12 protein-coding genes and 1 tRNA gene are annotated in these 12667 nt (G+C 68.8%); 5 read left to right on the top strand and 8 right to left on the bottom strand.

The annotated features are described in order from the left end of the window. The first annotated feature begins 131 nt into the window (after nucleotides 1-131). The 3 genes from AC1DDG_RS04950 to AC1DDG_RS04940 are packed head-to-tail and all read left to right on the top strand — an operon-like array spanning nucleotide 132 to nucleotide 5290. Nucleotides 132-1538: a bifunctional glycosyltransferase family 2/GtrA family protein gene (locus tag AC1DDG_RS04950; RefSeq protein WP_476875152.1), complete on the top strand. Its 1407-nt coding sequence runs from the start codon at nucleotides 132-134 to the stop codon at nucleotides 1536-1538. After that, entirely contained in the window at nucleotides 1535-3562 is a 2028-nt protein-coding gene (locus AC1DDG_RS04945; RefSeq protein ID WP_476875151.1) for a glycosyltransferase family 39 protein, read from the top strand. Before AC1DDG_RS04950 ends, AC1DDG_RS04945 begins: the two co-directional genes overlap by 4 nt. A gap of 6 nt (nucleotides 3563-3568) precedes the next feature. Beyond that, complete coding sequence (locus AC1DDG_RS04940; protein WP_476875150.1) at nucleotides 3569-5290, top strand: ArnT family glycosyltransferase; 1722 nt, start codon at nucleotides 3569-3571, stop codon at nucleotides 5288-5290. Between the two features lie 59 nt (nucleotides 5291-5349). On the opposite strand, the gene AC1DDG_RS04935 is transcribed toward AC1DDG_RS04940, so the two are convergent. From AC1DDG_RS04935 to AC1DDG_RS04920, 4 genes are read right to left on the bottom strand one after another with little or no spacing between them, the layout of a single operon-like run. Continuing rightward, the gene (locus tag AC1DDG_RS04935; protein WP_476875149.1) at nucleotides 5350-6033 is read right to left on the bottom strand and encodes an HAD-IA family hydrolase; all 684 of its coding nucleotides are present in this window, start codon (nucleotides 6031-6033) and stop codon (nucleotides 5350-5352) included. A gap of 14 nt (nucleotides 6034-6047) precedes the next feature. Further along, on the bottom strand, nucleotides 6048-6443 hold the full coding sequence (locus AC1DDG_RS04930) for a VOC family protein (RefSeq protein ID WP_476875148.1): 396 nt from the start codon (nucleotides 6441-6443) through the stop codon (nucleotides 6048-6050). Between the two features lie 58 nt (nucleotides 6444-6501). Further along, nucleotides 6502-7137, bottom strand: a complete 636-nt coding sequence (gene upp, locus AC1DDG_RS04925) for a uracil phosphoribosyltransferase (RefSeq protein ID WP_476875147.1) — start codon at nucleotides 7135-7137, stop codon at nucleotides 6502-6504. A 12-nt stretch (nucleotides 7138-7149) separates the two neighbouring features. After that, nucleotides 7150-7956 carry a phosphatase PAP2 family protein gene (locus tag AC1DDG_RS04920; protein WP_476875146.1) on the bottom strand — a complete coding sequence of 269 codons (807 nt, stop codon included), beginning with the start codon at nucleotides 7954-7956 and terminating at the stop codon, nucleotides 7150-7152. Between the two features lie 59 nt (nucleotides 7957-8015). Between AC1DDG_RS04920 and AC1DDG_RS04915 the strand changes: the two genes are divergently transcribed. Next, nucleotides 8016-8585, top strand: coding sequence for a nucleoside deaminase (locus tag AC1DDG_RS04915; RefSeq protein ID WP_230120183.1), 570 nt, complete (start codon nucleotides 8016-8018; stop codon nucleotides 8583-8585). A 3-nt stretch (nucleotides 8586-8588) separates the two neighbouring features. Here the strand turns inward: AC1DDG_RS04915 and AC1DDG_RS04910 are convergent, their stop codons facing one another. The 4 genes from AC1DDG_RS04910 to AC1DDG_RS04895 are packed head-to-tail and all read right to left on the bottom strand — an operon-like array spanning nucleotide 8589 to nucleotide 12406. Continuing rightward, nucleotides 8589-9839, bottom strand: a complete 1251-nt coding sequence (locus tag AC1DDG_RS04910) for a DNA glycosylase AlkZ-like family protein (protein WP_476875145.1) — start codon at nucleotides 9837-9839, stop codon at nucleotides 8589-8591. 4 nt (nucleotides 9840-9843) lie between these two features. Beyond that, complete coding sequence (locus AC1DDG_RS04905; protein ID WP_230120181.1) at nucleotides 9844-10977, bottom strand: glycosyltransferase family 4 protein; 1134 nt, start codon at nucleotides 10975-10977, stop codon at nucleotides 9844-9846. Between the two features lie 7 nt (nucleotides 10978-10984). Continuing rightward, complete coding sequence (locus tag AC1DDG_RS04900) at nucleotides 10985-11383, bottom strand: 6-pyruvoyl trahydropterin synthase family protein (protein WP_230120180.1); 399 nt, start codon at nucleotides 11381-11383, stop codon at nucleotides 10985-10987. 3 nt (nucleotides 11384-11386) lie between these two features. Beyond that, a complete protein-coding gene (locus AC1DDG_RS04895; protein ID WP_230120179.1) occupies nucleotides 11387-12406 on the bottom strand; it encodes a zinc-dependent alcohol dehydrogenase in 1020 nt (339 codons plus the stop codon). A gap of 127 nt (nucleotides 12407-12533) precedes the next feature. On the opposite strand from AC1DDG_RS04895, the gene AC1DDG_RS04890 reads away from it, so the two are divergent. Continuing rightward, nucleotides 12534-12623 (top strand) — tRNA-Ser (locus AC1DDG_RS04890). Nucleotides 12624-12667 lie beyond the last annotated feature (44 nt).

Genomic DNA, 12667 nt, shown 5'->3' with positions numbered 1-12667 from the left:
CTCTGCACGTGGGCGCGGCCGGGAAGCGGTGCAGAAATGCGGCGGCCGCCCTTCCAAGGGGCCAAAACTTCCACAGCCCCCGCACAGCTTCGCCCTAAAACCCTCATATGAGGCCCCGCCACTGTTGAAGCATGACCCTCACAGACCAGGCCTCAGGAACCCAGCCGCACCCTCCACTGCACCCCCAGCCGCCCGCGCGGGTCCACTCCGCGCCGTCTGACGGGCACAGCCCGGCCGTTGCCCGTGCACGGCATCTGCGGCGCTCACCCATCGACACCGCCGCCGCGGTTCCCGTGCTGGACGTGACCATCCCCGTCTACAACGAGGAACGCGACCTGGAGGAGTGCCTGCGCCGGCTGCATGCGCATCTCCGGGGCAGCTTCCCGCACCCGTTCCGCATCACCGTGGCGGACAACGCGAGCACGGACGACACCCTCAAGACCGCCGAGCGGGTGGCCAGGGAGCTGCGAGAAGTGTCAGTGGTGCACCTCGAGGAGAAGGGCCGCGGCAACGCCCTCCGCAAAGTGTGGCTGGCCTCGCCGTCACCCGTCCTGGCGTATATGGATGTGGACCTCTCTACCGACCTCGCGGCTCTGGGTCCCCTCCTGGCACCGCTGATTTCCGGGCACTCAGACCTCGCCATCGGCACGCGGCTGACACGCAATTCCAGGGTGGTCCGCGGGCCCAAGCGCGAGTTCATCTCCCGCAGCTACAACTTCCTGCTCCAGTCCGTGATGGGGGCGCACTTCAGCGATGCGCAGTGCGGTTTCAAAGCGATCCGGGCGGACATCGCCCAACAGATCCTGCCGCACACCGTGGACAACGCCTGGTTCTTCGACACCGAGCTCCTGGTCCTGGCCGAAAAGTGCGGGCTCCGCGTCCACGAAGTTCCGGTGGACTGGACGGACGATCCGCATTCCAGTGTGGACATCGTCCAGACCGCCCTCGCGGATGTCCGCGGCATGGCCCGGCTCAGCAGGGATATGGTGTCCGGGCGCATTCCCGTCGCCGAGCTTCGCGGTGCGCTGGCCCGCGGCCCCCTTCCCGCGGCCTCCCGCAGCCAGGAACAGAGCCCCAGCGGCAGCCTGTTCGGCCAGCTGGTCCGCTTCGGTACCATCGGCGCAGCGTCCACCCTGGCCTACCTGCTGCTCTTCTTCCTGTGCCGCAATTTCATGGATCCGCAGCTCGCCAATTTCCTGGCCCTGCTCACCACGGCCGTGGCCAACACCGCGGCCAACCGGCGCTTCACCTTCGGCATCGCCGGCGGCAGCGACGTTGCGCGCCATCACTTTGAGGGTCTTCTGGTCTTCGGGATCGGTTGGGCCCTCACCTCCGGGGCGCTCGTCCTCGTCCATGGAAGCACGACGCCGGACCGCTGGCTTGAGCTGGTCACCGTCACCGCGGCCAACCTCGCCGCCACGGCGGTGAAGTTCCTGCTGTTCAGGCTATGGGTGTTCCGACGGCGGCAGTCGCCGCCGGTGCACCAGGCTTCCGCCGCCACAGACTCCAAGACCGCTGAAGAAGAGGCAAGCAAATGACCACCACAGTGAGCCGTGCAGAGCACCGCACGGAGGCCGAATCCGGCGCAGAACAGGAACGGGGCGTCTCCGGGCAGACGCCGGTGTCGCGTTCACGCCTTCATTCCCTGCTGACGGGAAACCAGTCCCGCTGGGTCCGACCGTCAGCCGCGCTGCTGCTGGCCTTCTCGGCGGTCCTGTATCTCTGGAACCTCGAAGCCACCGGATACGCCAACTCGTTCTATGCCGCGGCCATCCAGGCCGGCACCAAGGACTGGACCGCCTTAGTGTTCGGCTCCCTCGATGCCGGGAACGCGATCACCGTGGACAAGCCGCCGGCGGCACTCTGGATTCCTGCCCTGGCCGGGCGGATCTTCGGCTTCTCGCCGCTTAGCATGCTGGTGCCGCAGGCACTCATGGGTGTGGCCGCCGTCGGGCTTCTCTACCTGACCGTGAAACGTGTGTCCGGTCCGGCCGCCGGGCTGCTGGCCGGCGGTGCACTGGCCCTGACCCCCGTGGCCGCGCTGATGTTCAGGTTCAACAACCCGGACGCCCTGCTAACGCTGTGCCTGGTGCTGGCAGCATATTTCACCACCCGCGCCATCGAAAAGGCCGGCTGGAAGTGGCTGGCCGTGGCCGGTGCCGTGATCGGACTCGCGTTCCTGACCAAGATGCTGCAGGGCTTCCTGATTGTGCCCTGCCTCGCGCTGGCTTACGTCTGGGCCGCGCCCACCACCCTGGGCCGGCGGGTGCTGCATCTGCTGGCGGCTGCCGGCGGTATCGTCCTCGTCGCGGGCAGCTACATCGCGCTGTTCCAGCTCACGCCCGCCTCAGCACGTCCTTACATGGCGGGCTCGGAAAACAACAGCTTCCTGGAACTCACGTTCGGCTACAACGGTTTGGGCCGCATCACCGGTTCGGGAGGGGGCACGCCCGGCGGCGGAACCGCCCCAGGCGCCGGCGGCGGCATGTCCGGCAACGTGGGCTTCGGCGGAGCGGCCGGCATTACACGGATGTTTGGTGGCAGCTTCGGGGGCGAGGTGTCCTGGCTGCTTCCGGCTGCGCTGATCCTGCTCGTTGCGGGCCTCTGGTTCACACGCCGCGAGACCCGCACCTCCCGGACCCGGGCGGCCCTGATGCTGTGGGGCGGCTGGCTGCTGGTGACGGCTGGAATCCTGAGCTTCATGGGAGGAACGGTCCATCCCTACTACGTTGTGGCGCTGACACCGTCCATCGCGGCGCTGGTGGGAATCGGTTCCGTTGAACTGTGGCGCGGGCGGTCCTACTGGCCAGCCAGGACCGTTCTGGCCGCAACAGTCCTGACGGCCTCCGTTTGGTCCGCAGTGCTGTTGGGCCGCGACGCGTCCTGGCTGCCCTGGCTCAGGCCGGCCGCAGTTGTCCTCGGCGTGCTGGCGGCGGCAGCGCTGGCGCTGCGGCTCGACTCGCTCCAGAACGTTTCCGCACGGCTGCGCAAGTCTGCGGCGGCCGGTGTTGTGGTCGTTTCGCTGCTGGCGGGCGGGCTCGGCAGCACGGCCTGGACCTTCGCCACCGCCGCCCAGCCCCACTCCGGTTCCATTCCGACGTCGGGACCCACCGCGTCCGCCATGGGCGGTCCCGGAGGCCAGACGGGCAGGGCGGACATCGCCGGCGGTGCGGGCATCAACGGAGGGCAGGGCGGCCCGGCAGGCGTGGCCGACGGCGCCGGATCGGCCGGCTCCGAGCTCACCGCGCTTCTCAAGTCGAGCACCGCGAAGTGGTCAGGAATCGTCTCGGGGGCCAGTCAGGCCGCGAGCCTGGAGCTGGCGACGGGCACCAACGTCATTGCCCTGGGCGGCTGGAACGGCGGCGACCCGTACCCCACCCTGGCGCAGTTCCAGGAAATGGTGGCCAAGGGCGAGATCGGTTACTTCATCTCCGGCGGAGGCATGGGCGGCATGCGCGGAGGCGGCATGCGCGGGGGGAACTCCGAGGTTGCCACCTGGGTAGCCGCCAACTTTGACGCCCAGACCGTGGGCACTTCCACCGTGTACAAGCTGAGCGAGTAGGCCGTCATGACCAACACCATTTCCCGCCTTAGCTTCCGGCGCCCCGGTTCCACGGCACCCGGCGTGGCCAGACAATCCGCAGGTGCCGGGCAACCAGCGGAAACCGGGCCGCCCGCCCAGCTGCGGAGCCGCCTCGAGCTTGCCGGGCTCCTGCTGGGTACTGCCGTCCTCTACCTGTGGAACCTGGGAGCTTCGGGCTGGGCCAATGCTTTCTACTCGGCCGCGGCGCAGGCCGGCTCACAGGACTGGGCGGCGTGGTTCTTCGGCTCCTCCGATTCCGCCAACGCCATCACGGTGGACAAACCGCCAGCAGCCCTCTGGATTATGGGCCTGTCCGTCAGGCTGTTCGGACTGAACTCCTGGAGCATCCTGGTGCCGCAGGCCCTGATGGGGGTGGCGACGGTCTGGCTCGTGTACCTTGCGGTGCGCCGCGCCGCCGCACCCGCCACCGGCGATGACCGGCCCGCCCACTGCGGCGGCCTGCTGGCGGGCGCCGTTATGGCGCTGACCCCGGCGGCTGCGTTGATGTTCCGCTTCAACAACCCAGATGCCCTGCTGGTTCTCGTCATGACCGCGGCTGCCTACGCAGTGCTGCGCTCGATCCAGGATGGCCGCTTCCGCTGGCTCCTGCTGGGCGGTGTGCTGCTCGGCCTCGGATTCCTGACCAAGCAGTTCCAGGTCCTGCTGGTGGTGCCTGGCCTGGCCGCCGCGTACCTGCTCGCTGCACCCGGCGGCCTCGGCAAAAGGCTGTTGCGGCTCGCCGGCGCGGGCGGTGCCATGGTGGCCGCCGCCGGGTGGTGGCTGGCCGCCGTCGAACTCATCCCGGCAGAAAACCGGCCGTATATCGGCGGCTCGCAGAACAACTCCATCCTGGAACTCACGCTCGGCTACAACGGCCTGGGCCGGCTCAACGGCGACGAGACCGGCAGCGTGGGCGGCGGGAACGGCTGGGGAACGCCCGGGCTTCTGCGGTTGTTCAACAGCGAATTCGGCGGCCAGATCGCGTGGCTTCTGCCGTCGGTGCTGATCCTTGCCGGCGCCCTGCTGTGGGTCGGCCGGCGTGCCCCGCGGACTGATGTGGTGCGGGCCTCCGTGGTGATCTGGGGCTTGTGGGTGGCGGTCGCCGGCCTCACGTTCAGCTTCATGGCCGGCATCATCCATCCGTATTACATGGTTGCCCTGGCCCCCGGCATCGCAGGCCTGGCGGGGCTGGGCGGCATCCTTCTGTGGCAGCGCCGCGCCCGTCCCGCGGCAGCCCTGCCGCTGGCTGCAGCTGTGATCGCTGCCGGGTGCCTGGCCTTCCAGCTGCTGGGCCGCTCCCCCGCGTACCTGCCCTGGCTGCGCTGGACGGTGCTGCTCGCGTCGCTGGCCGCGGCGGCCCTGCTCCTGCTGGCGCTGGCGGGGCAGGACCTCCGGACGTCATCGGCGCAGCTCCGGAAGGCATCGCAGCGCACGACGGCGGGAGTCGCGCTCGCGGCGGTCCTCGCGGCGCCGCTGGCCTCCGGACTTCCGGTGATGGCGGTGGGAGGGTTCAACGGAACGGATCCCGCGCCGAACCTCGAACAGTTCCAGAAGCTGGTGGCCGCCGGTGAAATCCACTACTTCATCGGCGGCAGCATGATGCAGGGCGAGACGGGGTCGGACGCGGCGGCCAGGATCTCCGACTGGGTGGCGGCGAACTTCACGGCCAGGACGGTGGGCGGCGCCACGGTCTACGACCTTTCCTGACCGCAGCGTGCGCCAGAGGGGCAGGGGCTCGAGGGGGCCGGCGCCCTAAGGGGCGTGCGTCAGAGCCGGAAGGAGATGACCGGTCGGCCGTCCGTGCCGGACCCCACCGAAGCGGTGACCGCAGAGTAGTCGGGGATACGCAGCACGCCGTCGGGTACTACACCGGTGTTCGGGCCGACCGCCACCGTGCGGATGCCGGCCGCCACACCTGCCGCGATGCCGGCAGGGGCGTCCTCGAAGACCACAGCTTCCGACGGTTCCACGCCCAGCAGTTCGGCGGCCCGCAAGTAGCCTTCCGGATGCGGCTTGCCCCGGGTGACCAGGTCCGCGGTCACCGCCGTGGCAGGCATCGCCAGGCCGGCGGCGCCCATGCGGACGTCCGCCAGGATGCGGTCGGCGGACGTCACGAGGGCCACAGCGTCCCCGGGCAGCGTGCGCAGCAGCTCAGCAGCACCGGGCAGGGCGACAATGCCCTCGGTCCGGACCCGCTCCATTGCGCCGAGTTCCTCGGTAAGGGCCACCACGTCCGCGCCAGCAGGAGCGAAGCGCCGCACTGTGTCCCCGGCCTGGACACCGTGGGAGGTCCGCAGGATCTCGGCGATGTCCAGGCCATAGCGCGCGGCGAACTCGCCCCACACCTGTTCCACCACCGCGGTGGAATCCACCAGGGTGCCGTCCATATCGAAAAGGACGGCACGGGCCGTGAGGGTCCGGGCCGGAGCAGGTGTTGTGCTGGAAGTCATGCCCCCATTTTGCCCTACTGTCCGGCGGCCTCGGGGGCGGCTTCCCTGCCGGGGATGAACTGCACGGCCCATTTGTTGCCGTCAGGGTCGGAAAAATACACGAAATGTCCCCAGTCCTGGACGTCCACGTCGCTCACATCCACGCCGTTGGCCTTCAGCTGCGAGTGAGCCGCCTGGATGTCATTCACCACGAGCTGGAGGCTCGGGGCCGTGCCCGGCGGCGCATCGTTGAGTCCCTCCCCGATGGCGATCGAACAGCCGGAGCCGGGCGGGGTCAGCTGGACGAAGCGGATCCCGTCCATGGGACGCTCGTCGTAGTCTGCATTGAAGCCGACTTTGTTGACGTAGAAGTCCTTGGCGCGGTCCACATCGGACACGGGGACGAACACAAGTTCAAGTTTCCAGTCCATGGTGCACAGGCTAGCCCGGCACGAAAGGATCCGGAAGACCCGGGAAGCCCGGCCCCTCTCAGCCGGCGATGCCGTACAGGCGGTCCCCGGCGTCGCCGAGCCCAGGCACGATGTAGGACTTCTCGTTCAGTTTTTCGTCGATCGAGGCCAGCACGATGGTCACGTTGGCGTCGGAGAGTTCTTCCTCAAGTTTGGCCAGGCCCTCAGGCGCGGCCAGCAGGCAGATGCAGGTGACGTCGGAGGCGCCGCGCTTGAAGAGGAATTTGATGGCCTCGCGCAGGGTGCCGCCGGTGGCGAGCATGGGGTCCAGGACAAAGATCTGCCGGTCCGTGAGGTTCTCCGGGAGGCGCTCCGCGTAGGTGATGATGTCAAGGGTCTCCTCGTCGCGGGCCATGCCCAGGAAACCGACCTCGGCCGTGGGGACCAGCTTGGTCATGCCCTCAAGCATCCCCAGGCCGGCGCGGAGGATGGGGACTACCAGGGGCGTCGGCTTGGTGAACGCGGTGCCGACGGTCGTGGACACCGGGGTTTCGATCGTGACCGGCTCGGTGCGGACGTCGCGGGTTGCCTCGTAGGCGAGGAGGGTGACGAGTTCCTCGGTGAGCTGGCGGAAAACCGGCGAGGGGGTGTTTTTATCCCGCAGGACGGTGAGCTTGTGGGCGACCAGCGGATGGTCCACGACGAGTGTGCGCATGGGTCAAAACTATCACCCGGAGGCTGCCTTCCCGCCGCGGCTTCCGGCTCCTCCGCCGGCGTCGGGAAGCTCCTTGTCCGGCAGGTGGGCGGGGTGTTCGAAGGTGGGCGCCGGGCCCGCATGCTCCCTGCGGCGGATCACGTGGAACAGCCGGTGGGCCAGGATCACCATGCCCACCCAGGCCAGCCCGAGGAGCCATGCGGCCATCACGTCCGTCATCCAGTGATGGCCGAGGAACACCCGGCTGAAACCCATGGCGATGATGAACACGGACCCCGCGGTGATGGCCGCCACCCTGAGCCGCCTCGTGCGGACCTGCAGGCACACGAGGTACACCACCACGCCGATCACCACCGTGGTGTTGAGCGTGTGGCCGCTGGGGAACGAGGGCGAAAACTCGAACGGCGGCACGGCGTCGATGTGGTCCGGGCGGGTGCGGCCCAGGAGCGTCTTGCCCACGGTGGTTGCCGTCACCGAGACAGCGGCGGCGCCGCCCACGAGGATGAGGGGCCGCCAGCTGCGGCTGACATAGATCAGCCAGGCCACCAGGATGCTCGCCAAAATGGGCATGCCGATGCCGCCACCGATGTTGGTGAAGGCCGTGACGGCGCTGTCCAGCCAGGGGGTCCGGTACTGTTTGGCGAGCTCCAGGGCTGGTTCATCCAGGCCGGACACACCGTTCTGGTCCACCACGCTGTCGTACACCTCGGCTCCGAGCAGCGTTAGGGTGATCACCAGGATGCCGCCGACGATGAGCGTGATCCACAGTGCCGCGTAGGGGCCAAGCCACCGCCCGAAACGGTCAGTCACGGATTTCATCATCGCTCCCGGCAAGGTGCTGTCTGAAACTAAGTACCCTTCGAAACTATCATTGACCCATGGCCCCGGCAGATCCGCAACACCTCGAATGGATGGGCCTCGCCCTCGACGAAGCCCGGCGGGCTCTGGCCACCGAGGATGTGCCCATCGGCGCCGTCGTGATCGGGCCTGACGGCGCGGTGCTGGGTTCGGGGCGCAACGAACGGGAGGCGCTCGGGGACCCCACGGCCCACGCCGAGGTCGTGGCCATCCGTGAGGCTGCCGCGCGGCTCCGCGAACGGGCCGCGCAGCACGGCGGTCCCGGGGACGGCTGGCGGCTCGAGGACTGCACCCTGGTGGTGACGCTGGAACCGTGCGCCATGTGCGCTGGGGCGATAGTGCTGGCACGGATCCACCGTGTGGTCTTCGGCGCATGGGATGAAAAGGCGGGGGCCGCGGGGTCGGTGTTCGACATCCTCCGCGAGCGCCGCCTTAACCACTGGGTGGAGGTCTACGCGGGAGTGCAGGAGGAGGAGTGCGGCGCCGTGCTGCGGGATTTCTTCGCCGCGCACCGCAGGACGGGGCCCCTGAACGGCGGGGTCAGTACGGAGCCCGGAAAGGCCGAACCCCGGGGCATCGAACGCCCCTAGCCCTTACGGCTTGCCCCGGCCGTTGGCGGCGTCCAGGGCGTCGATCCGCTCCTGCCGGGACGCCGGCGAATCGAGGCTGAAGGACCGGAAATCGCCCAGGTCCTCCTGGATCCAGGCTTCCACCTCGGCAATCCGCCGTTCAACGGCCGGCGTGGGGCCGTCAAAGAGCCAGAACGCGATCCGCGCCTTTACTGGGTCGTACTGCCACAGCCCGATGATCCGGCCGCGGTCGAGAATGGGGTGGTCCGGCAGATCGGCCTGAATCGCCAGAGTGGAGTTGAGCACCTTTCTGCCCTTGTCCGCCTCGGCAAACAGGTCTCCGGAATTCCGCCGCTGCAGGACCAGCGAATCGGTTCCGGCCAACAGCTGGATCTGCTCCTCGTCCGGCGGCGTGAACCCCGCAAGGCGTTCGACGTCGTCGGGCAGCATCCAGAGCACCTCACCGCCGGCGGTGGGAACCTCGACGGCGCCGACGGCGGCCAGTGCGGCTTTGCTCTGGGCGACGGTGAAGCCGGTGAACCATTGGGACTGTTTGAGGGTGGCCCCGCCGGTCCAGCCCAGGTAGCGGCGGATCAGCTCGGCGCGGGCGCCCTCGGGGTCGAGGGTGCTGGGCGGCAAGGCCCAAAGAGTGTAAGCGTAGCGCTGCTGGTCCAGGCGCCCGTTGATGGGGACCCGTCGCACCCGGCCGTCGGCCTGCAACAGCCCCAAGGCCGTGGGCAGGGTGGTGGCCGCGCCCTTTTTCTTGCCCTCCTCGCCGAGGTTCCGGACCGATTCGCCCAACTCATCCTTGAGCTGTTTGGGGTCCATCGGCCCGGCAGCCTCGGAAAGCACGTGCAGGATCTGCTCTTCGAGCAGGGTCATTTCGCCGCGGTCCACGCCCAGCCTGCCCAGCACCCTGAAAGCCTCTTCCGCGTTCTTGCCCAGGCTCAAGGCCCACGCGAAGTCCTCCCGGCCCAGGACGTACGTGCAGCCGCGGGCCGTGGGCAGCTCGTGGATCCGCAGGTCCAGGACGTCCTGGTCCACCTGATCGCGGCGAATGCCGGCACGCGCAAAGAGCGTCAGGTAGGGATTGGCGCCGCCCACAGAGCGTGCCCAGCCTGCCCGGGCGAACACCTCGTCCGAGGTGAAGCCGGCCAGCGTGCCGTCCAGTCCCTGCTTGTGCCAGGCCCACGCCCGGAGCAGTTCGGGAGTGAGCGCCTCTGGTTGGACCTCCCCGGTGCGGATGCCATCGGACTGCGAGACGTGGATAGTCATGCGCTCATTGTCCACTAGCAAGCCGGTCCGAGGAATGGCCGGGCCCCGGAGCCGTTCCGCCGATGATTTCCAGGACGTGCCGGGCGGTCGCGTGCCAGCCGGGAAGCCGGTCCCGTCCGGCGAGCGCCGCCTGGCGCCACTGCGCTTGCAGCTCCGGCGTGGTGAGCCAGCTGCGCAGCACCGCTTCGAGTGGTGCCGGGTCTGTGTCGAGGACGACGGCGGCCCCCGGCAGCCGCATTCCGCCGCGTTCCGGCGCATCCGGGTTCACGGCACCCAAGTTCAGTGCTTCGACGGCGCCCGTGCCGCTGCGGACCACCACGGGAACGCCGTGAGCGAGCGACTCGGTAACCACCATCCCGAACGCCTCCACCCTGGACACGAGCAGACTTAGATCCGCCGCATGCCACTGCTCTTCCAGCGCGGATCCCGTCAGTTCGCCGGCAAGCCGCACGCGGCCCTCCAGCCCGTACCCGCCCAGCGCCGCCCTGACTTCCCGCGCGTAGTCCGGGTCCGCCTCATCAGAACCGACCAGCGCCGCCGTCCACGGCAGGTCCTGCACCTGGGCCAGGGCGCCGAGGAGGAGCAGCTGGTCCTTGTTCGGCAGCAAGGCGGCCACGGAGAGAATGTGCGGCGGCTCGGAACCCGCGGCCGGCTCGGCTTTCTCCGTTCCGGGCAGCGCCACGTGGACGCGGGCGGCGCCGTGACGCCGGGTGATCTCAGCCGCGGCAGAGCCGCTTGTGCAGATCACGCCGGCGGAAGCGCGGAGGGCGCGGATCTCCAGTTCCGGATGGTCGATCAGCGGCATGTGCAGCAGGATCCACGGGCGTTGCCCGCCGGCGACGGCCGCTTCCAGCGCTTCAGGGGCGCCGGAGGCGACGAGCCCGTCCAGGATCGTCACGGTTCCCCCTGCCGATAATCCCCGGGCCGGGTCACCGGTGCCGGACCGCAGCAGGCCAGCCAGCCGCCGTCGTTCTTCACTGCTGCCTACCGGCCAGGTGCCCCCCACCGGTTCCACGTCCACGCTGACGCCCAGCTGCGAGAGTCCGTGCGCCAGTGCCGCGTTATAGACGTTGCCGCCCGAATTGTGGCGGATGTTCCCGGGGACGAGCAGCCGGACGGCGGCCGGACGGGGTTGCATGGTGCAGCTAGCCGCGGGACAGGTCGAGGGCGAAGGAGGCCCAGGCGTCCGGGTTTTCCCGCAGCGTGACGTCCAGGCCGGACAGCTCGCGGCCGTCGGTGTCGTCCCGCAGCTGATCCGCCACGGCCTCGGCGATGTACTGGGCCAGTGCCTCCGTGGTGCTCAGTTTGCCGGCGAAGTCCGGGTGGTCGTCCAGGTTGCGGTAGTTGAGTCCCGCGAGGACCTCTTCGATGATCCCGCCCGCGGCGCCGATGTCCAGGACGATGGCGTCGTCGTTGAGCGAACGACGACGGAAGGTCACCTCCGCCACGAAGGTTGCCCCGTGCAGGGCCTGGGCGGGCCCGAACGCCTCCCGGGGAAGGCTGTGGGCGATCATGAAATGGCGTCGGACGGTCAGGCTGAACACTGGTTACCTCTTCGTTTCGGTTGACGGGTACTTGCGTGAGTAGTCAATGACGTGGCACAGCGCATCCAGGCTGCCGTCCGAGAGCCGCTGGACGACCTCGGGCAGCTCCCTGAATGCTGAGGCGCCGGTCAGGAAGGCATCAAAGACAGGGTCCTCCAGCAGCGACACGGCAAGGTCCAGCCGGTCGGCGGTGGTGCGGCGGTGGCGGCGGGCCCGCGCAACGGCTCCCACCTGGCTCGCACGGATGGACAGCCGGCGGGCGTGGAAGTCCTCCCCCAGTGGGAGGGTGACTTTGCGGTCCGCGTACCAGGACATCTCGATGATCTCGCCTTCGTCGCCCACGAGCTTGAGGCTGCGTTCCAGGCCGCCCTCCGAGGCCGAGCAGTGGAAGACGATGTCGCAGTCCGGCAGGGCGTCGTCGGGGTGGGCAAAGTCCACGCCCAGGGCATCGGCGAGCTCCTTGCGCGCCGGGTCCAGGTCCACAAGCTGGAGCCTCGCCAAGGGGAACGTGCGGAGCAGCGTGGCCACCATGCCCCCCACCAGTCCCGCGCCGATCACCGCGATGCGGTCGCCCAGCCTCGGCCCGGCCTCCCACAGCGCGTTGACGGCGGTTTCCACGGTGCCGGTGAGCACCGCCCGGCGGGGAGGGACGGCGTCGGGAACACGGGTCAGCGCGGAAACCGGAACAACGTACCGGTCCTGGTGCGGGTGGAGGCAGAACACCGCCTGCCCGACCCAGCTCTCCGGGCCCTCCTCCACGACTCCCACGGAGAGGTATCCGAACTTCACCGGCGAGGGGAAGGAACCCTCCTGGTACGGGGCGCGCATCTGCTCCGCCACACAGGGCGGAACAGCGGCACGGTGCACCACGAGTTCGGTGCCCTTGCTGATGCCCGAATACAGGGTTCGGACCATAGCCTCATCGGGGCCAGGACGGCGAAGCTCCTCGGTGCGGAGCTCACCCTGGTCCGGGCCGGTGGTCCAATATGAGGTCGCTTGTGCGGTCTGCTGGGAAGTAGTCATCTTGCTTATGAATCTAGTGCCCGGCCGCGTTTCCGGGGAAGAGGAGGCCCGGCGTGGCCCACCTGGCGGACCGCTGCAGAGTGCCGTTTTGGGGATGGAGGCCTTGCTCCGGTACCCTATACAGGTTGGTGACGTGTCCGAGCGGCCGAAGGTGCAACACTCGAAATGTTGTTTGGTGTCAAAGCCAACGTGGGTTCAAATCCCACCGTCACCGCCACTGAGAAAGGCCCTGGTTCCCTTGTAAACAAAGGGAAGCAGGGC

Source organism: Arthrobacter sp. 10L430, from assembly GCF_056395245.1.
The sequence above is the reverse complement of the archived record's forward strand: the minus strand, read 5'-3'. Positions and strand labels throughout refer to the sequence as shown.

Coding starts and splice junctions, on each gene's coding strand:
- upp (WP_476875147.1), bottom strand. CDS start 7,137: ATGCGCACACTCGTCGTGGACCATCCGCTGGTCGCCCACAAGCTCACC.
- AC1DDG_RS04910 (WP_476875145.1), bottom strand. CDS start 9,839: ATGACTATCCACGTCTCGCAGTCCGATGGCATCCGCACCGGGGAGGTC.
- AC1DDG_RS04945 (WP_476875151.1), top strand. CDS start 1,535: ATGACCACCACAGTGAGCCGTGCAGAGCACCGCACGGAGGCCGAATCC.
- AC1DDG_RS04930 (WP_476875148.1), bottom strand. CDS start 6,443: ATGGACTGGAAACTTGAACTTGTGTTCGTCCCCGTGTCCGATGTGGAC.
- AC1DDG_RS04905 (WP_230120181.1), bottom strand. CDS start 10,977: ATGCAACCCCGTCCGGCCGCCGTCCGGCTGCTCGTCCCCGGGAACATC.
- AC1DDG_RS04895 (WP_230120179.1), bottom strand. CDS start 12,406: ATGACTACTTCCCAGCAGACCGCACAAGCGACCTCATATTGGACCACC.
- AC1DDG_RS04950 (WP_476875152.1), top strand. CDS start 132: ATGACCCTCACAGACCAGGCCTCAGGAACCCAGCCGCACCCTCCACTG.
- AC1DDG_RS04940 (WP_476875150.1), top strand. CDS start 3,569: ATGACCAACACCATTTCCCGCCTTAGCTTCCGGCGCCCCGGTTCCACG.
- AC1DDG_RS04920 (WP_476875146.1), bottom strand. CDS start 7,956: ATGAAATCCGTGACTGACCGTTTCGGGCGGTGGCTTGGCCCCTACGCG.
- AC1DDG_RS04935 (WP_476875149.1), bottom strand. CDS start 6,033: ATGACTTCCAGCACAACACCTGCTCCGGCCCGGACCCTCACGGCCCGT.
- AC1DDG_RS04915 (WP_230120183.1), top strand. CDS start 8,016: ATGGCCCCGGCAGATCCGCAACACCTCGAATGGATGGGCCTCGCCCTC.